This window comes from Okeania sp. SIO2F5, assembly GCF_010692685.1.
Classification (GTDB): domain Bacteria; phylum Cyanobacteriota; class Cyanobacteriia; order Cyanobacteriales; family Microcoleaceae; genus Okeania; species Okeania hirsuta.
Genome location: NZ_JAAHGU010000012.1, coordinates 1 through 19,281, shown reverse-complemented (window position 1 = coordinate 19,281; position 19,281 = coordinate 1). Strand labels below are relative to the sequence as shown.

The 19,281-nt window shown below is 33.8% G+C and carries 22 protein-coding genes and 1 pseudogene; 12 read left to right on the top strand and 11 right to left on the bottom strand.

Going from position 1 to position 19,281, the window contains the following annotated elements; translation table 11 throughout:
* Positions 1-58: 58 nt before the first annotated feature.
* The 5 genes from F6K27_RS07675 to F6K27_RS07655 form a co-directional block, all read right to left on the bottom strand.
* Entirely contained in the window at positions 59-268 is a 210-nt protein-coding gene (locus tag F6K27_RS07675) for a hypothetical protein (protein WP_124144456.1), read from the bottom strand.
* A 179-nt stretch (positions 269-447) separates the two neighbouring features.
* Positions 448-645: a hypothetical protein gene (locus F6K27_RS07670; RefSeq protein WP_124144455.1), complete on the bottom strand. Its 198-nt coding sequence runs from the start codon at positions 643-645 to the stop codon at positions 448-450.
* Positions 646-726: 81 nt separating this feature from the next.
* Positions 727-945, bottom strand: a complete 219-nt coding sequence (locus F6K27_RS07665) for a hypothetical protein (RefSeq protein WP_124144454.1) — start codon at positions 943-945, stop codon at positions 727-729.
* 189 nt (positions 946-1,134) lie between these two features.
* On the bottom strand, positions 1,135-1,305 hold the full coding sequence (locus tag F6K27_RS07660; protein ID WP_161564459.1) for a hypothetical protein: 171 nt from the start codon (positions 1,303-1,305) through the stop codon (positions 1,135-1,137).
* 330 nt (positions 1,306-1,635) lie between these two features.
* Positions 1,636-1,872, bottom strand: coding sequence for a hypothetical protein (locus F6K27_RS07655; RefSeq protein WP_287278960.1), 237 nt, complete (start codon positions 1,870-1,872; stop codon positions 1,636-1,638).
* 683 nt (positions 1,873-2,555) lie between these two features.
* On the opposite strand from F6K27_RS07655, the gene F6K27_RS07650 reads away from it, so the two are divergent.
* Together F6K27_RS07650 and F6K27_RS07645 are read left to right on the top strand one after the other, a co-directional pair.
* Positions 2,556-3,173 carry a hypothetical protein gene (locus F6K27_RS07650; RefSeq protein WP_287278959.1) on the top strand — a complete coding sequence of 206 codons (618 nt, stop codon included), beginning with the start codon at positions 2,556-2,558 and terminating at the stop codon, positions 3,171-3,173.
* Between the two features lie 593 nt (positions 3,174-3,766).
* Positions 3,767-5,509 (top strand): Gldg family protein, encoded by a 1,743-nt coding sequence (locus F6K27_RS07645; protein ID WP_287278958.1) that lies wholly within the window; start codon positions 3,767-3,769, stop codon positions 5,507-5,509.
* A 425-nt stretch (positions 5,510-5,934) separates the two neighbouring features.
* Here F6K27_RS07645 and F6K27_RS07640 read toward each other — a convergent pair whose 3' ends face one another.
* From F6K27_RS07640 to F6K27_RS07630, 3 genes are all read right to left on the bottom strand, one after another.
* Positions 5,935-6,588: a cytochrome P450 gene (locus F6K27_RS07640; RefSeq protein ID WP_287278966.1), complete on the bottom strand. Its 654-nt coding sequence runs from the start codon at positions 6,586-6,588 to the stop codon at positions 5,935-5,937.
* 177 nt (positions 6,589-6,765) lie between these two features.
* Complete coding sequence (locus F6K27_RS07635) at positions 6,766-6,981, bottom strand: hypothetical protein (protein WP_287278957.1); 216 nt, start codon at positions 6,979-6,981, stop codon at positions 6,766-6,768.
* A 99-nt stretch (positions 6,982-7,080) separates the two neighbouring features.
* Complete coding sequence (locus F6K27_RS07630; RefSeq protein ID WP_287278956.1) at positions 7,081-7,266, bottom strand: hypothetical protein; 186 nt, start codon at positions 7,264-7,266, stop codon at positions 7,081-7,083.
* A 573-nt stretch (positions 7,267-7,839) separates the two neighbouring features.
* Here F6K27_RS07630 and F6K27_RS07625 point away from each other — a divergent pair.
* The 9 genes and pseudogenes from F6K27_RS07625 (at position 7,840) to F6K27_RS07590 (ending at position 16,114) form a co-directional block, all read left to right on the top strand.
* Positions 7,840-8,601 carry a DUF4340 domain-containing protein gene (locus F6K27_RS07625; protein WP_287278955.1) on the top strand — a complete coding sequence of 254 codons (762 nt, stop codon included), beginning with the start codon at positions 7,840-7,842 and terminating at the stop codon, positions 8,599-8,601.
* 362 nt (positions 8,602-8,963) lie between these two features.
* Positions 8,964-9,290: a hypothetical protein gene (locus tag F6K27_RS33580; protein ID WP_353735143.1), complete on the top strand. Its 327-nt coding sequence runs from the start codon at positions 8,964-8,966 to the stop codon at positions 9,288-9,290.
* Positions 9,291-9,448: 158 nt separating this feature from the next.
* On the top strand, positions 9,449-9,577 hold the full coding sequence (locus tag F6K27_RS33575; RefSeq protein ID WP_353735952.1) for a hypothetical protein: 129 nt from the start codon (positions 9,449-9,451) through the stop codon (positions 9,575-9,577).
* 619 nt (positions 9,578-10,196) lie between these two features.
* Positions 10,197-11,345, top strand: a complete 1,149-nt coding sequence (locus F6K27_RS07615; RefSeq protein WP_287278954.1) for an ABC transporter ATP-binding protein — start codon at positions 10,197-10,199, stop codon at positions 11,343-11,345.
* Positions 11,346-11,557: 212 nt separating this feature from the next.
* On the top strand, positions 11,558-12,664 hold the full coding sequence (locus F6K27_RS07610) for a PotD/PotF family extracellular solute-binding protein (RefSeq protein WP_192901097.1): 1,107 nt from the start codon (positions 11,558-11,560) through the stop codon (positions 12,662-12,664).
* Between the two features lie 294 nt (positions 12,665-12,958).
* On the top strand, positions 12,959-13,873 hold the full coding sequence (locus F6K27_RS07605) for an ABC transporter permease (protein WP_124144447.1): 915 nt from the start codon (positions 12,959-12,961) through the stop codon (positions 13,871-13,873).
* 421 nt (positions 13,874-14,294) lie between these two features.
* Positions 14,295-15,143 carry an ABC transporter permease gene (locus F6K27_RS07600; protein ID WP_287278953.1) on the top strand — a complete coding sequence of 283 codons (849 nt, stop codon included), beginning with the start codon at positions 14,295-14,297 and terminating at the stop codon, positions 15,141-15,143.
* 161 nt (positions 15,144-15,304) lie between these two features.
* Positions 15,305-15,532, top strand: a pseudogene (locus F6K27_RS07595) (PD-(D/E)XK nuclease family transposase); the annotation flags it as partial.
* A gap of 252 nt (positions 15,533-15,784) precedes the next feature.
* On the top strand, positions 15,785-16,114 hold the full coding sequence (locus tag F6K27_RS07590; RefSeq protein WP_353735951.1) for an Rpn family recombination-promoting nuclease/putative transposase: 330 nt from the start codon (positions 15,785-15,787) through the stop codon (positions 16,112-16,114).
* Between the two features lie 288 nt (positions 16,115-16,402).
* On the opposite strand, the gene F6K27_RS07585 is transcribed toward F6K27_RS07590, so the two are convergent.
* A complete protein-coding gene (locus F6K27_RS07585; protein ID WP_124144442.1) occupies positions 16,403-16,765 on the bottom strand; it encodes an STAS/SEC14 domain-containing protein in 363 nt (120 codons plus the stop codon).
* 75 nt (positions 16,766-16,840) lie between these two features.
* On the opposite strand from F6K27_RS07585, the gene F6K27_RS07580 reads away from it, so the two are divergent.
* Entirely contained in the window at positions 16,841-16,975 is a 135-nt protein-coding gene (locus F6K27_RS07580; RefSeq protein WP_287242304.1) for a hypothetical protein, read from the top strand.
* Between the two features lie 378 nt (positions 16,976-17,353).
* Here the strand turns inward: F6K27_RS07580 and F6K27_RS07575 are convergent, their stop codons facing one another.
* A complete protein-coding gene (locus tag F6K27_RS07575) occupies positions 17,354-17,581 on the bottom strand; it encodes an ATP-binding protein (RefSeq protein WP_287278965.1) in 228 nt (75 codons plus the stop codon).
* 96 nt (positions 17,582-17,677) lie between these two features.
* Positions 17,678-18,982, bottom strand: coding sequence for a response regulator (locus tag F6K27_RS07570; RefSeq protein ID WP_287278952.1), 1,305 nt, complete (start codon positions 18,980-18,982; stop codon positions 17,678-17,680).
* Positions 18,983-19,281: the final 299 nt, after the last annotated feature.

Below are 19,281 nucleotides of genomic sequence, written 5' to 3'. Positions count from 1 at the left end.
TGACTGATAGGAAAAAATCAGAGAGTGTGTGTAAATAAAGCTTAAGATAAGTGTCTTGTTATTGATTAAGTAGAAAGTCTTGAAACGGATCTACTATTTCTCTTTTATATTTCTCCAAATACTTCTTTTCTTCCAGAGAAAAATTTTTCACTCTGTCATCTAAATTGGTTAATGGTAACAATAATGTATTTGCACCTAAATACCTGTGAACATTTATTAACTTCAGACAATCTTCATTGCTCAACTTTGATAATACACCTTCAGACATTAACAAATTCTATAGACTTTCATCAATTGATTTTTACCGACACCAGATTTCAGTGATGTACTCAATAAGTCCTCCACTAATTAACTCAATAGAGTTAAATCTAAACGCTCCTGTTGATTTGCCCACTGAATAAATTTGCCTACATATTTTTTGTAAGTGTCTGTTAGATTTTATCGCATTTATCTGAGTGTTTTATGATTTAGAAAATACCAAGCTTTACTAATCATAAATTCTGCTTCTACCTCTTGACCTTCTGAGTGAGTATTCAATAGTTTGAGCCATGTTTCTAGAATCTCAACAGGAAAACCTTTTCCTATAGTTTTATCCAGAAAAATCTTCCGTTTTATATAGTCCTCGTAAAGAAAAAAGGAACTCAACTTTCTCTAGATAAGTCTCTAGATAATCTTTCAAGCTATTATTTGGGACTTTCCTTGAGGTTAAAAATAATTCAAACGGATCTAGAGGTTTATCTGAAAATTTGTCAGAGACTTATCCGTAAATTTGCTTGGGGATTTATCTTGAAAATATAGAGAATTAAACCATTGATAAACTGCCATAAAATTATCTGTCTGAAACTTAACTCTCTCTTCTAGAAAACTGATGCTCTTTTCAATCATAGATTCCAATAGTGGCAAACTTTGTTCATAGGTTGATGAGTGTAATTCTAGACAAGTCATATAAAGCTTACTAGCTTCATAATTAGTAATATCATGTCCGGTTGAACAGTTATAAATAAACGACTAAGGAATCAGGAGTCAGGAGGGAAGAAAGAAGAAGTAAAGAGAAACTTTTTTTTATCACTAATTATCCGGACATGATATAAGTTCTAAACCATTAGCAATCTCAGGAATATGGAAAATACCTCTCTATTTTTCTAATAAATATAAATTCAAAGAATCTAGTGCATCAGGAAAATTTTTCTGCCAATATTGCTTTAAATTACTTTGATTAAAAGTTTCTATATCTAGAATAGGAAAAAGTTGTTCGATCAACAGATTTTTAAAATTATCCCTCGTGATTTCTCCAACTAACGCCAAACCCGTAAATGTATTGAAGAACTATCTAGCTTAACTATTATTTGTGCCCACTTACAGTATTCAGGGTCAACCTAACCTATAGCTAAAGATATTTTATTATGTGCATTAGTAGGGAGGAAAAGGAAAATACTATAGAGAATTAATAAGTAATTAGTCTTTTTCCTCTTGTTCTCCAGTAAGCAATAGTCTTTTACCATTCAAAATTACTGCTAGTGCTTGAAGCGAAATCTTTTTCACATATTCGGGAAGCTCTTCACAAAATTTTTCTATTGGAATCTTTACTTTTTCATCTTTTGGTAATAAGTTAAAAAAGCTTTATTTTCCCAAAATTTAGGAATTTTTCTCATAATGATAAGGCAAATTGACATCACTGAAAGTTGGTATTGATATATCATTCAAAGCTACTAATAACCAAAAAAATAGATTGTTAAATTCAGCCATTTCTGCTTCATAAACAAAAATATAACGGTGCTGGAAAAATGAGCTGTTTCCATTCAACAAAGGTGTTTTTTTATCCCGACTACTAGCAAGAGCAGCTTGAGTAAGTATAATTTGTTTTTTTGGCAAAATAGAAGTATTATTCCCACAAATTTCTACAGCTTGGCGATTATGATCGCTACTTTAAATTCCCCAAAAGTAATAATTTTTTTCATGTATATCTTCCAGCTATGAGATATTATTCTTTAAACTTTCACTGTGCGAAACTAGACGGTATTCACTTTCATTTCCTACAAACTTGCCATAGATAAACTGGTCAAATTTAGATGCTTGAAAAGTATTAGGAATGTTTGACAGACAACTCTTAATTCCTCTCACTAACCATTCAATAGGCGAAATTATATTTATTGGGTTGAAGCGTCATAACTTTGGGAAACATAACCAGGTAGAATTAATGCAAAGTGGGGATAGAAATTTTTGAGAATAGGGAGTAGGGAAATATAGGTATAATACTAACGGTGAAAAAATAATGTAAGGATGTCTTTTTGACAAAAGAGATAAGTAGGTAGGCGCAAATAAACTTCGCTATTCAACAAAATGTTGATGTAGTCAAAACCCTTGATATTGCTTCCTTCCACTCCGTTCCAGTCGCTTCGGACGTAGTTGTAATTTTTTTCACTTACCTACTTAATTTCTGACCTAAAAAATGGTATTGAAGCCATTTATTCTGACCAATAAATAAGGTTAATAGTCCCCTATTCCAGGAGGTACTGATAACTGATAACTGATAACTTAGTTAATGGAGTCTCGCAATGCCTAAAATAAAAATATTACAGGAAGATCAATCTTATACTTTTCGGTCTTATTTTGAGTTACCTTATGAAGCTGATGAAATCTTAGCAGAGTTAAATTATTCATTAGTTAAATCTGATTTATCTTTGCCAAGGACAACAAAAACATTAGAATGTTTATCGGAAATACAGAATAAACTAAAAAATATTTTACCCTTTGTGAATTTAAGTAATGAAACTGCTAGACGAGAAATTTTAGTCTCTCCAATTTTATTGGAAATTGTTCATTATTGTCATTGTCAGTTAAGAATTGAATATCCTTTGAAAGTCAATGATTGGTTAAAAGGTAGTTTGGATTATTTACTGCGTTCTCAGAATAATTTATTAGTTATTAAAGCTAAAAATGACGATTTTACTAGAGGTTTTACTCAGCTATCTGTAGAGTTAATTGCATTAGCTGAAGTCGAAGAAAACAATATTTTATATGGCGCAGTAACAATGGGATATGTCTGGCGTTTTGGTAAATTAAATAAAGCCGAACAACAAATTACACAAGATATTAATTTATTTAGAATACCAGAGGACATAAAAGATTTAGGTGAAGTTTTAGTGGGTATTTTGGAAGGAGTAGAGAATTAAAAAAATATGATAAAAATAAGAGTTATACTAAATCACCGAATATTGTTACATTTCATTTATTTGATGCTGATATTTCAACAATTAATAATTAATAATTACCTCTCCTTGAAAAGAAGAGAATTTACTAAAAGAAAAAAAAATCTTCTCTTGGTCGATTATGGGGAGGAGACCCGCTCTGATCAGAGCCGCTCCGAAGTACGCCATCCCACCCTACGGGAAGCTCCGAAGATCGACCGCTGTCTTGGTTGATTGGATATGGCGAGGGGACCTCGCCATCCCTCAACCGCTTTTTTCTACTTTAAAGGAGAGGCTTTAAACCTTAATTATTCAGTAATGAAAAACAAAGGGAATAAGTAAATAATTTATTGCATAAATCCCTAAATTTATTCATAATATTATTTCTGTGTTATACTAAGTTGAAAAAAGAGTGTTACAAAGAGTTTCAAACTTTAGATGTGAAATAATTTCCTGAAATTAGTTTAGCATTAGAGTTTTGAGCCTATAAAATATTACTTTTTACTTTTAACTTCCGTAAAACTTTATTATTCCTGATTTCCTATTCAAGACAATTTACAGATAGAAAAAAAGATAATATGAACAGTATCAAAAGTACTTGGACTTATATATTTTGGCTAGGACCAATTTTAACTATTATCGGTGTATCAGCAGGTGTTGTTTCAGGAACTTGGGAACCTATACCATTAAGTTTAATCACTACTGGCATAGTCATAATTGGTTTGTGGATTTTTTATCAAGCTTATTCTGTAGAACAAAACTCAACTACAACTTGGTGGAGTGGTCGAGCAACCGAAGCAGGGACAAACGCAATTTTTGCTACTATTTCAGTATTGATTATCTTGGCACTAATTAACTTTCTAGCAGTTCGTTATCAAACTAGAATAGACTTTACTGAAAATCAAAAATTTACATTATCGCCTCAAACAATTGAAGTATTAGAAAATCTCGAACAACCAGTTAAACTTTGGATATTCGATCGAGGAGAAAATCCTCAATATACTCAACTAATAGAAAACTATCAAAGACAAGGAAATGGTAAATTTAATTTTGAGTTAGTAGACCCCCAGAAACAACCAGGAAAAGCTAATGAATTTGGGGTAAAACAATTAGGAGAAATTCATCTCGAAGCAGGAGAAAGAAAAGAAGTTATTATTAGTAGAAAACTAGAACCTCTCACAGAATCTAAACTAACTAACAGCATAGAAGAAATACTCGGTGGCAAAATTTTAACAATATACTTTATTCAAGGTCACGGTGAAAGGGAATTAGAAGAAGGGGGAAGAGGCTTTTCCGAAGCTCTAAAAGCTCTTGAAAATAAAAAATATATAGTAGAGTCGATAAATTTGGCAAGTATTTCTCAAGTGCCAGAAGATGCAGATGTGATAATTATTGCTGGTCCGCAAAGAGAATTTTTAGAGGCAGAAGTTACCGCTTTAAAAGAATATTTAGATGGAGGTGGTGGTGTGTTTATTATGTTAGACCCAAGCACCGACCCAGAATTAGATGATTTATTTGAAGAGTGGGGAGTATTAGTTGACGATCGCCTAGCAATAGATGACCCAAGTATTGGTCGGTTAGTAGGTCTTGACCCTTGGGTGGTATTAGTTAGCAGCTATGGAGAACATCCTATTACTGATGATTTTAGTAATGGTATTTCATTATATCCTTTTGCACGGCCTATAGAAAGTGAAACAGTGGATGGAATAGTAGAAAGTCCTCTAATTTGGACTAATGACCAAAGTTGGGCCGAAACAGATTTAAGGGGTCAGTTACAGTTTAATGAGGGTCGCGATCGCCTTGGACCATTATCAATAGGTGTAGCTTTTACTCGTTCTTCTACTGTAGAAAAAAGTGATGAAACAGGATTAGACCTTACTCCCATTCCTCCACTTCCTGGTCAACCACCGAATGAACCTGTGGCAACTTCTACTTCCGAGTTAGAAGAGCAAAAAGAGATAACTTCAGCAGAAGTTATTCCCCCACTTCCTGGTCAACCACCAGATGAATTTGACCCGACAGAAACAGTAGAAAAATCAGAAAATACATCTGAAGAAGCACGTTTAGTAGTGTTAGGAAATTCTCAATTTGCTACAAACGGTTGGTTTCAACAACAACTCAATAAAGATGTTTTTCTTAACTCAGTTTCTTGGTTAGGTAAACCAGAAGAAAAAATACTTTCTATTAGTCCGAAAAAAACCACAAACCGTCGTATTGCAATGAGGTTAGTACGAGCTAGATTTTTAAGTTGGATGGCAATAGTAATTTTACCATTTTTAGGCTTTACAATTGGTGGAATTATATGGTGGCGAAGACAATAAATTAAAATTTATAGTAATAGAAAGTTGGAAAAGATTAATATTTGAGAGAAAGGGAGACAGGTAAAAGGTAAGCATTCAGCAGTCAGCTATCAGCCATTAACTCATTATTTTGGAACGATAAATTAGTCTCCAAGGAGAATTAAAAGTTATTAAGAAAAAAGTCATCAACTAACCTTAGTAAGTATTAAGTTCAAAAGCTATTTGCGCAGCATTCCGCAGGAAAAGCTGAATACTAATAGTTGAATCCTTACGGTAAAAGTGAAAAGTCATAAGAGATTTCAGCAAGAGAAAAAATTACAATCTAGTGTGACAAATCATTTATAATTGGAGTTTAGGGTCTTTAAAGGCATCAGAAGTCTACGGTGATGCATCGGTTTTCACAGTAGGTAAGCAAGGCCATTTTATTGTAGATTTTGGCAGTTAATTTACTTTTGCGTAAAGCAAACTTCTATTTTATTTGCTGGGCGAGTAACAGGAAATGTATTAATTGTCAAATCTTGATTCTCTTTAAATTTCCAACTACAATTATCTAGTAGGGTAGATATAAAAATTTTGATGACCAAATAAGCAAATTCTTTGCCTATACGCTCCCTTACACCACCTCCAAATGGGATATAACAAAGAGGTTTCTTTTGATCTTCAGCATTTACAAGATTAAACCGTTCTGAATTAAATCTTTCTGGTTGCTTATATATTTCTGGGTCTTGAAGAACTGAACTAATTCGATAACCTACATTCCATCCTTTAGGAATTCGGAATCCCTCAAAAGAGCAATCTTGAAGAACTTCGAGAAGTCCACCACTCACAGGAGGAGCTAGCCGTAATACTTCTTTGATAACTTCTTCTAGATAAACCATTTTCTTTAATTTAGCGAAAAATAGTGGTTCTAATTTATCCAATTTTTCATGTTCTATTTGAAGTAAGTTTAAAACATCTAAATGCTCTGTTGTTAAAATCAAAAAAGAAGTTAATGCTGAACTTAATTCCTTTTTTCCTAATGATAAAAGATTAACCATTTGTTCTACTATTTCTGTTATAGTTATTTGGTTATGCGTTTGTTCTCGAACTGTAAGTAATATACCTAATACATCTGAAGCAAAATCACTCTATTTCTGTCTTTTTACAATGATTTGTTCAAATTGATTAAATAATTTATCCTTACTTTTTAAAGCACAACCTAATTTAGTCCAAAGAAAAGCTAACGGAATGGTATTTAATCCTGACTTCATGTCTTTTAAATAATTACCGATTTCACTTTATGAAGCAGAATCTATACCTAGCAATAATTTCAAAACAAGGTCTAAAGTATAATTATTTATTTCAAAATATAAATCTACAAAATCAGATTTTATCCATTTTAAAAAATAGCCTTGACTCAAATTATGAATGGTATTAATATAGTTATTTAGCCCTTGCTTATTGAGAACTTGATCTAATAGTTTTTGTCTATCTCTATGTTCTTTACCTACCAACCTAGTAATATCAGTTTGACCAAAAATTATTTGATAATTTTTGAAAATGATAGGTGATGTAAAGTATTTGTTTTAACTAATGAAAACAAATTTTACAGCTTAATATCCTTGAAAGTAAATAAATTTTTTACCTCGAATTCTGCTTTGATAAATAGGACCATATTTTTCGTACATTTCTTTTATATAGTCTTGATAATTCTTTGGAAATATTTTGTTTTTTCCAATAAAAGGTAATCCTAAATTACCAGGTGGCAAAGGCAAATAAGAAGCTGGATTAATATTCATAAATATTGAAATTTCCTCATTAGATTTGTGACTCTTTCAAAAAATATTAAACATACTGTATCACTATACTATATTATTACAAAAAACAACTTTGACACAGTCTTTAAAGACTTGAGTTTAGACTAAGTAGGTAGGCTAGGCGTTAAAGTTTATTTTTAGACAAAGGCAGTAGGCAGAGGGCAGCAGGAGCTGTTTGCGCAGCATGACCTAGGAAAGGAAAGAGACTTATGAGCTACTTGACTTTTTATTACATACTTTGTTTTTTTCGTTCCTACCTACTTAACTTACCCCAAGAACAGGCAAAAGATTTTTTTCTTCTCCCAGTCCTTATTTAACTGTTGCCTGTTGCCTATTCCTTCTCCCGAAGGGAGTTGAACTTTTTCAAACTCAAATTATCAGAAAAATATTAAACATAAATACTTAATTATTTATTTGTTTTATTTCTATTGGCAACCGTTATTTTCTCCTGATTCCTGACTCCTTATTCTTTCTACTACGTTTTAAAGTTCAAAATGTAGGATTGAAATTTAATTTACTTCGAGAAGAAAACTTTTTTCAGAACTCGTAAATGTTATGAAAATCAAGAAAACAACTTTAACATTAATATTAACAGCACTTGCTTTAGGTGGGTTTGTTTATTTTTATGAAATTAGAGGTAAGCAGCAACAAGCTGAATTGCAAGAACAACAAAAACAGGTGTTTAATTTTAAGTCAGAAGAAATTCAGGCTATTACTATCAAACAAGAATCAGAAATATTAACTTTAACAAAGGATGAAAATGCCAAAGAAGCAACTTGGAAAATAACTGGACCTACAGAAAAAGAAGCTGATTTACTAACAGTAGAATTTTTGTTAGACCAAATAACAGGATTAAAAAGCGATCGCTCTATTAATACTCCTGTTTCTCAGTTATCTGAATATGGTTTAGAAAAACCAGAAATTACTGTAGAAATTAAACTTCAAGATGAGCGAACTAGGAGATTGTTTTTAGGAAAAGCAGATTTTGATGGTACTTCTATATATTCTCAAGTAGAAGCTGAAGGAGAACCGCCAAAAGAGGTGTCTGTTTTGTTATTATCTGTCAATTTCAAAAATGTTTTAACTAAACCAGTTGCAGAATGGGAAAAACAAGAAAAACCGGAAGAATCATCTGCTGAAACAGAAGAATCTACTGAAAAAAAAGATGAACCGGAAACAGCTAAACCATCATCTGAAAAATCTCCCGAACAATTAGAAGAATCTACTGAGAAAAAAGATGATGTGCAAATAGAAAAATCATCTCCTAAACCGGAGGCATCTCCTTCACCTACTGATGATTATTTACTGACAGAATAACTAAATTGATAGGTGGAATTATCCAATAATTAACAATTACAGCAAATTTGAGGATAGTGAGGTAAAGTTTAAGACTAATCTATAATTTTTATTCATTCCTTGTTCCCAGAACACAGATCCGGTGTTTCCTAAAAACATAAAATTTTGTACCTTATCAACTCGAAAACTGCTGTAATAATTAATAATTACCTATCCTGAAAATAATAGGATTGACTAAAAGTATTTTTTTCTTGTATCTCCTGAAAATGAGAAGCTTTAAACCTTCATTATTCGATAAATTTTCTAGAAATGAGAGCTAAAATGTAACGCTCAATTAATATCGTAGAATAGAACTAATATAAAATTACATAAAAGAGATTAATATGATTGTAGAAGCTACCCCACAATTAATGACCTTAGACGAATTTTCAGATTGCTATCCAGATGGTTATGGTACTGATGAATTACACAATGGAGTTGTTTTTGAAATACAGTCTACAGGAACTCACGAACAAGTAGCAGGTTTTCTCGCCCTTAAACTAGGAGTACAAATCGAACTTCTTGAACTTCCTTATATTATTCCCAGGCAAGCAGTTGTTAAACCGATAGATACAAATAAATCTGGTGATAATCCAGACGTAATTTTTCTGGATGAATCTGCTTTAAAAGATGAGCCTTTATGGAAAAAACGTTCCACAATTACTCAATGAAAAACAATTAAGCTAATTATTGAACTTGTGAGTACAAATTGGCGTAATTTATGGTCATAAATTAATTGATTATGAGGGTTTAGAAATACCAGAATATTGGATAGTTGATTATTTAGGATTAGGGAAAAACATTATATAGGCAACCCAAAAAACCTACTTTGTCAATTTATCAGTTAATTGACGAAGAATATCAAGTACAACAATTTAGAGGAGATGAAAAAATTATTTATCCTACATTTCCAGAGCTTAAATTAACCGCCCAACAGATTTTTGCAATAGGAGATTAAAAATATGAAAAATCTTATTTTTCATTTCCTAGACAAACAACTAAAAAGCAGAACAATTCAAAATTTGTAGGGGTTAACGGCCGTTAACCCCTACTATATTTAGTGGTTATGCGTAATACCATGCATGAAAAAAGAATGTTACGAATAATCAGCATGATTATAAAGATATTTGCAGGAGATGTCCCTTTGACAAAGCGGTCGTTAGCGTAGCTTCCCGTAGGGTGGGATGGCGATCTTCGGAGCGGGTCTGTAAGAACGGGTCTCCTCGCCATATCCAATCGACCAAGAGAGCGGTGCGACCCCGCGACCACACCAGTCGCACCTAGTAGCGCAACAAGAGAAAAAGAGAATTTCCTAGCTAAAAACTGGTATTGAAACTATTCCCATGTGACTCAGTCTTCCTGACTTCCTCTCCTGGGAGGGGGAGGGGCGAGGGGTGGGTTGACTTCTAAGAAATATCCTAGCTATTTGTAGCAAACATTTATCAAAATGGTATAAGTCCTGACCCAAATAGATGAAGCGCAATAGCCAGAACTGCTAAAATACTGAAAAATATTACACTTAAATTCAATAAGACCCAGATTTCCAGAGTAACTTTCCCACTTATGACATAGCAACCATGACTCAAACTGCACTAAATATAGGGACAACAGTAACCGACACCCAAAATGACGTTGAACTGCGTAAAGTATTCAAAGTGTTTGAAGGCCATACAGCAGTAAGAGGTGTGGACCTGAATATCCGTCAAGGAGAATTTTTTAGTATTCTTGGCCCTTCTGGCTGTGGCAAGACTACAACATTACGCTTAATTGCTGGGTTTGAATCCCCATCAGCAGGTGAAATAATGATTAGGGGAGTATCCATGAATCAAACTCCTCCTTACCGTCGCCCTGTAAATACTGTTTTCCAAAGCTACGCTCTATTTAATCATCTCAGCGTCAAAGATAATATTGCCTTTGGACTACGAATTAAACGTGTAGGAAAAACTGAAACCGAAGAAAAAGTGGCACAAGTTTTACGACTGGTGAAAATGGAAAAATTTGCCGATCGCTATCCCAATCAAATATCTGGTGGGCAACAACAAAGGGTAGCTTTAGCAAGGGCGTTGGTAAATCGTCCAGCAGTATTATTATTAGATGAACCTCTTGGTGCCCTAGACTTGAAACTACGCAAACAAATGCAAATGGAATTGTCTAGCTTACATCAAGATTTAGGGGTTACATTTGTGATGGTAACTCACGACCAAGAAGAAGCTATGAGTATGTCTGACCGTATTGCCGTGATGCACGAAGGTAGAATAGAGCAGATAGGTTCTCCTCAAGAAATTTACGAGCGGCCTGAAAGTCCTTTTGTAGCAGATTTTATTGGAGAAACGAATTTATTTCAGGGTAGAGTTGAATTTATCGATCATTCAAATATAGTAGTTAAGACAGATCGTGGTATTAAAATTGTTGTACAACAATCAACAGTTAGTGAAGAGGCAAAAAACGGAGAGATTTATGCAGGTGCTACCGTAGTCGTCAGTGTGCGGCCAGAAAAAATAGAGCTAAGTCTTTATTCCCTAGATATATCAGAAAATTGCTTTGAAGGTAGATTAATAAATGTTATGTATATGGGGACTCATGTATATTATCATGTAAATTTGTTGTCAGGCGATCGCATGACGATCAGGCAGCCCAGTACACAAGGAACTTTGCCCAGCGCAGATACCCCTATCTATCTTTATTGGGCAAAACAAGATTGTTTGGCTCTAAGCGAGACAAGATAACAAAAATGTAAACTAAATTTTCACTATTGAAAAATTACCGAATAATTAAGGTTTAAAGCCTCTCCTTGAAAGGAGAAAAAATTTTCCTTAAGAGTCTAATCCTCTCCTTGAAAAGAAGAGGTAATTGTTAATTATTAATTATTAATTATTAATTATTGAAAGTGCCTCCAACTAATTTCGAGAAATATCGGGGAAATGTTATTGCTGCATCTATTAACAAGCAAGATGCTCGCACTTCTAGACGTCAATTTCTCAAAACGTCAGCAGCTACCATCGCAGCTTCAGCTCTTTCTAGCTGTGGTTGGAGATTAGCTGAAGTAAAATCTAACCCCCGAATGCAGGGAGATTCAGATTTACTCTATATATATACTTGGGCAGGTTATACAGACCAAGATTTGCTAGACCGCTTCTACGATGAAACAGGTATCAAAGTAGTTGCAGATGTGTTTGACTCTAATGAGTCAATGCTAGCTAGAGTGCAAGCTGGAGGAGGTGGAGCATATAGCATCATCTATCCATCTGATTATATGGTGCAAAAAATGGAATCCCTGGGTTTGTTGACAGAGTTAGACCATTCTCTAATTCTTGGTTTAGACGATCTGTTCCCAGAATTTCAAGACCCTATATATGACCCTGGTAATGTCTATAGTGTACCCATAAGTTGGGGTACTACTGGTTTAATTTACAATAGCAAACTGTTACCCACTGCGCCCACTGACTGGGAGTATCTCTGGGAAAATAAAAATTTAATATCAAAGCGCCTGACTCTAGCTAATGACGTGCGCGAGGTGATGGGGTGTGCTTTGCGAAAGCTGGGATATTCCTACAACTCTACTAATGTTGAAAGTATCAGGGAAGCTTACCAAGAGTTACTCATACTTAGACCAGCGATCGCCTCTTTTACTACAGATGGTTGGCGGTCTCAAATTTTGGTAGAAGATTTGTTGATAGCTATGTGTTATTCTTCTGATGCTGCAGAAATTAAACCAGAAAATGAAGATTTAGAATATATTACTCCCCGCAGTGGTTCCTCTCTGTGGACGGATACATTAGTGATTCCCAAAAATGCTCCTAACCCTGATGGTGCCTATCAGTGGATTAATTTTATGTTACAGCCAGATATAGCTGCTGAAATTGTGGAGAGACTCAGTTTTGCTACACCTTCTCGTGAAGCTTATCGAAGATTATCAGAAGAACTAAAAGAAGATCCTACTTTATTTCCCCCAGAATCAATTATTGAAAAGTGTGAAAGTTTAGTTCCACTGGGTAAATATGAAGAAGTTTATGATGAATACTGGACGAAATTAAGAAGTGTATAATTGCAAGAAGGAAGAAGGAGGAAGGAGTAAGACAAATTCCTGAGTAGATTTATGTATGGAATTTTTCTACTAACTTTTTTTTAGTCATTAAATCCTCAGTAAAAGTTAATAAATTTCTTTGTTCCTGAAAATATATAGCATTATGCATTTAGGCATCGAAAACTCAGTCAGAGATTACTTTTAACTTTTTACTTTTAACTTCGTATAGCACTATAGAACCCAATCCTTGAGAAATGTTCCAATTTCTACAATATTATTTTTGAATTTTGACTTTTGAATTTTGACTTGACAAATATGACTACACCTACTAAACCGTCTGCTCCAGCTTTCCCTAATTCTCAGTCAAAACATGGTATAAGTCAAACATTTTCTAAACTGTTAGGTCCTCTAGCTTTATTAGGTCCGGCAGGTTTATGGTTACTGTTGATATTAGTGTTGCCGACTTTAGTAATTTTCCAACTGAGTTTAGTAGAAAATATTCGACCTGGAGATTTAGTAAACCCTGATGGCATTGGTAACTATTTACGAGTATTTGACCTGATTAATTTAAAAGTAATTTGGCGTTCAATTTATTTTGCTACAGGTACAACAATTTTATGTTTATTATTGGGATTTCCTGTAGCCTATTGGATTGCTTTAATGTCACCCAAACGGTGGCGAAATTTACTTTTATTAGGTTTTGTCTTGCCACTTTGGACTTCATCTTTATTACGTTCTTATGCTTGGATTACAATTTTACGACCAACTGGCGTATTAAACTCAATTATTGGAATTATTGGATTACCACCTTTAGAAGTATTGAATCGAACTCCCGCTGTTTTGATTGGTATGAGTTATAGTTATTTACCCTATATTGTGACTATTCTTTATGCTTCTTTAGAAAAGTTAGACCGGAGATTATTAGAAGCATCGGCAGATTTAGGAGCAACCCCTATACAAACTTTTTGGAAAGTGACTGTTCCTCAAAGTTTACCTGGTATTGCTGCGGGTTCTTTATTAGTTTTTATTAGTTCTTTAGGAGATTTTGTTGACCCTGAATTATTGGGTGGTGCTTCTAGTATGACAGCTGCTCGATTAATTTATAATCAATTTTTAGGAGCTACTCAAAATTGGGGGTTTGGTTCAGCTTTGAGTATGGTTATGATTTTGGGGGTGAGTATAGCGATCGCTCTTTTACTAAAATTTGGCGATGGTAAACCCTCTAAGTAGGGTTTGCTGAAAAAGTCTTTTCGTAAGGGGAGGAGACAGGAGACAGGAGACAGGAGACAGGAGACAGGAGACAGGAAACAGGAAACAGGAGGCAGGAGACAGGAGACAGGAGGAACGAGGGAGGAAGTAGGATTCAACAATTAATAATTACCTCTCCTTGGAAGCGGATAGGATTGACTCAAAGGAAAAAATTTTCTTCTCTTGGTCTCAAATGCGTTGGCTTCGGAGCAATATAATTCTGTCGTCGTCATACAATGGTTAGAGAAGAACGATCGTTTACCCCTACAATATGGACTCTTGTCTTTAAAATACTGAATAACACCGATGCTACCGGATTTGATATGACTTCAGGTAGAGGTACTGATAACTGATAACTGATAACTGATAACTGATAACTGATAACTGATAACTGATAACTGAAATGACAAATACTTTAATAAATCCAGAAGATAATATCCCAATAGATATGTCTAAATCTCAATCAAAAATTCATATTTCTTGGCAGGTAATATTTACAATTTTAATGTTTTTGTTTATGTACTTGCCAATTTTTGTCTTGACTTTTTATAGTTTCAATAAATCTAAATATAGTGCAGGATGGGAGGGCTTCACCCTGCAATGGTATGTCAAGCTTTTTCAAGATACTAGGGTTTTAAATGCTTTACAAAATAGTTTAACTGTAGCTCTTTGTGCTGTGGCTGTGTCAGCAATTATTGGTACTTTAATGGCAGTAGGTTTAGCAAAATATAAATTTCGAGGCAAATCTTTATACTTAGGTGTTTCTTATTTACCATTAATTATTCCTGATATAGCGATCGCTGTTGCGACTCTAGTCTTTTTAGCAGCATTGGCAATTAGATTAAGTTTATGGACAATAATTGCAGCTCATATTGTTTTTTGTCTAGCTTATGTGGGTTTAGTTGTTTCCACAAGATTAGCAGATTTAGACCCTAATTTAGAGGAAGCTGCCCTTGACTTGGGAGCAACTCCAGTACAAGCTTTTTTGCTAGTATTGTTACCCCAATTAATGCCAGGAATTATATCTGGATGTTTGCTAGCTTTTGTATTAAGTATGGATGATTTTTTAATTGCTAGTTTTACTTCAGGAAGTGGGGCAACAACTTTGCCAATGGAAATTTTTAGTAGGATTCGTACAGGGGTAAAACCTGATATTAATGCCCTGAGTGTAATTTTAATTTTAGGCTCAGGAGCGATTGCAATTGTTGGAGAATTTTTGCGGACTAGAAGTGAGAAAAAAAGTATTAAGTAGTTCAGGAGTCAGAATAGATTAATTGTGGTTCAACAATTAATAATTAACTAGCTATCAGCATTTTCAGTACCGGAATGCTCTGCAAACATAACTCAGCTTTCAGCGCACTAAAAGCTTGGGTTTAAATCCCCATAACTGGAGTTGATAAACAAAGTAAAACTATGAGATTTATTAGTCCTAAAACAGATTTTGCTTTCAAAAAAATATTTGGCTCAACTGAGAGTAAAGATATTTTGATTAGTTTCTTGAATGCTCTAATATATGGTGGTGAATCTATGATTCAAGATTGGGAAATAATTGACCCATATAATCCTGGAGATACGATTAGTTTGAAAGATAGTTATCTAGATGTGAAAGCTATCTTAAATGACGGCTCCAATGTGATTATTTAGGGCTTGCTGATTAAATCTACAAGCATTGACATATAAAGAAAAGTGCCTTTTTGGGGTCGAAAAAAGTGCGCCTATTTCAGTCATTAACGCTCAAAAAGTTAGTATTTTAGGCGCATAGTTGGGCAGAAAAATCTAGGGACAATTCTTACTTCTACCTCCTCGCTCCCGATCCATTTCTCCTGTCTCCTGTCTCCTGTCTCCTGTCTCCTACCCCAGCAAAAAGACTTTCCATACGCAAGCCCTATTTAAATGCAGGTATTGAGTGTTACGGCTTTTGAAAAGCGAGTAGTTTATAATTTGTGTAAAACTTATGGCAATCAATTAAAAACTAGGGAAGGATATCGGAAATTAAAACCAGTAATTGCTTTAACGATTACAAATTTTGAGATGTTTGAAGAAACCGGCAAATATATTAATCATTTTGTGTTTAAAGAGAAAGAGCAATTATTTGACTATAGAGACGAAGAAGTAGCAATGATATTTGTAGAATTACCGAAGTTCCCCAAAGAGTTAGAAGATTTAGGAGGAGCAACTTTAAGTTTTAGTAGTTTGGAGGATTTGTTGAATTGGTTGAAATAATTGGATAGGGAATAGAGCGATCGCTCCCTTAATCTGACCTCTCCCACATCTATAAAGCTAGACGCGCTACCAGTTTGGGTTAAGCGTATCTCGCAACCCAATAATAATAAATAAAGATTAAGTTGAGCAAATCCCAAGAAGTTGAATATAAATATATATAGCAGTAGAAGAAAAGGGCGCAGATATATCAAACAAAAGCTTAAAACTCCGACAACACAAAATTTTTCTAACTTCAGTCCCTCAATCGTTCCTTCTTCTTTCTGCTATACCAATTACTACTTGTTTAACCTACGAATTAATCCATTCAGTGGCTCCCACTAATTGATTATTGTCGAATACTTTTACAGGGCAAGGAATAATAAATCTAAACAGTTTTGTTGCTCCGACAACCCATTTATTATCGGACACAACTGCAATTTTTTCCCAAGCAGTTGGGTGTTGAAGACCTACTTTTGCATCATCCCATAAAGCTTTAGCTTCAAACCCTGAAAAATCACTGCCCAAATTATAAAGCAAGCGGATTTTGGGTTTTTCTTTTAACTTAGCCTCTATGGCGGGAATCAAAACAGATTCGTAGTCCTCTCCAGTGACTCGACCATGAGCAGTAAAGGCAAGAACGTTATCCTGTTGATTGGAACTGATTTCAATCATAATGGCCCTCCTAGATTTCAATCTATATCAGAGCAGTTTGTAGAGTTTTTTCTTCGGCGTTGGTAAAGCGCGTGTATGATATTAATCGCGCATTACTTAGGAGTCAACCCACCCCTCGCCCCTCCCCCTCCCAGGAGGGGAAGTCAGGAGTCAGGAGAGAAGAAAGAAGAAGGAAGAGGAATAGAAGGAGAAAGTTTTTTGGTCGCGTAAACAGAATGGAGTTCTATGGCACTCTTATCCGGACATGATATCATACCTCAAATTACCAACACCTTTTCTTCTTTTATTATAGCAATAGAAAATGAAAATGATCTTCACGCACAGTAGATTGGGTGCAAAGTTCTAGTGCAGGATGGCAGAAATAACTAACCAGTTACAAAATCCTAAAAGCCTTACCAATCAATACTTTTAACTTTTAACTTTTGACTTGCGCGTAGCGACACTAGGATTTTCACTAAACAGAGAACATAAATTAAAATTATAGCGGTTTTCATAAAAATAGACTAGAATTCACAATTTTGTGACTCCTCAATTTTTAGGCATACTCACTGCTATTCGAGGCTAACTATTTATCTAACTGCTTCTTTTTTAAATTTTTATACTGCTATTAAGAGTAAAATAAAAAGTTGTGCCTTTTTCCACTTGAGAAGTACACCAAATTAAACCTTGGTGACAATTAATAATTCTTTTCACAATTGATAAACCAATACCAGTTCCTTCAAACTCATCATCTGAATGGAATCGCTTAAAAGGAGTAAATAATTCTGTGAATATTTCCATATTAAAGCCAGCACCATTATCTTTAATAAAATAAATTACATCTGATTTTTGTACACATAAGCTTTTGTCTTTGTAATATAAAGAGCATTGATTAATGATTGAATCTAATTCTTTTTGTTCTGCGGATAAAACTCAAAATTCAATCTGAGTAACATCTTTTTTAGATGAATATTTCCAAGCATTACCAATTAAATTTTCTAAAGCAATTGTTAAAAATCTTTGATCCCCTTGATCTGTAACATTGGGCTGAATTAATAATTCAACTTTTCTTTGTGGTTCTTTGATTTGAAGCTTCATTAGTATTTGTTGAACTATACTACTTAAATGCACTAATTCAAGAGTTATTGGACTTTTTTTTATCTTGGACAACATGAGTAAATCTTTAATAATCTGCTGCGTTCGAGCAGTTGATTGAAACATTAAATCAAAATAATCTTGAGCATTTTGATTGGTATAATTATCATCTCCATATTCTTCTTTGAGAAAATGAGTTAATGACTCAATAGTTTCTAATTGGTCGCGGAAATCATGAGCTATACTATAACTAAAAGTTTCTAATTCTTTATTAGTTTCTTCAAGGGTTAATTCTAAGTTTTTTCTTTCTGTAATATCTCTTACTGTAATAGCAAAACCATCCCCTAATTTAACGGCGATGAAATGATACCATTTTCCTTCTTCTTGGTTATTATAATAAATATCCTGCTCTAAAGATTTTCCAGTTTCTACCACATTAACTAAATCTGTAAATAAATCATAATGAATTCTATGTAAAAACTTTTTCAGCACTAATTTACCAATTAAATCTTGTGGTTCTTGATTAAAAGCTCTAGCAATAACTGGATTAACAACTAAACAAGAAAAATCAATAATATTTCCTGTTCTCTGGTCTCTTAATGCTTCCATCGCTGCAATACCATCAAGAGAGGAATTTAAAATACCAGAAATCAATGCTCTAGATTGATATAAAATAGCTTCTGCTTCTTGGCGTTGTTTAATTTCTTGTTTTAGACTTTCTCTTTCTTTTTCTAATAACTGTTTTTGTTTTTGAATAATTAACTGACTTTTAACTCTTGCTAAAACTTCTTCTTCTTGAAAAGGCTTAGTAATATAGTCTATTCCCCCTACTTCAAATGCTTTTACTTTATCAAAAACTTCATTTAAAGCGCTAATAAAAATCACTGGAACATCTTTAGTTTTAGGATGCTCTTTTAAACGTTCACAAACTTCGTAGCCATTCAGGTCGGGCATTTTTATATCTAGTAAAATTAAATCGGGAGTGTCTGTTTCAATAGAAATTAATGCACTCTCTCCATCAATGGCTTTTTTTACCTTATAATTATTATCTTTTAAAAGAGTAGCTAAAATTTTTAAATTAGAAAGTTGATCGTCAACGATTAAAATAGTTCCTTCTGAATTTTTTTCTGATATATTATTCATATTTTTATAGCAATTCCCAAAAAGAGTGAGGTACAAAACTCTAGGCTTTAGGCAACAGGTAACAGGCAACAGGCAATAGTGAAGTAAAAATAATAGTTTACCTCACTAGCCTGAGAAATGCTATATGGTTTATCCTGATTTAAGAGATTCAATCAATTGTCTAATAGTCTTCAATTGAAAATCATTGACTAAATTAATTAACTTTTCCGCTAATAAAGATTTCTCAACCGGAATTTGTCCTATTAATTCTAAGATACTATCGTCATCTAAAGCTTTAGCTGCATCATACAGTTTTTCTA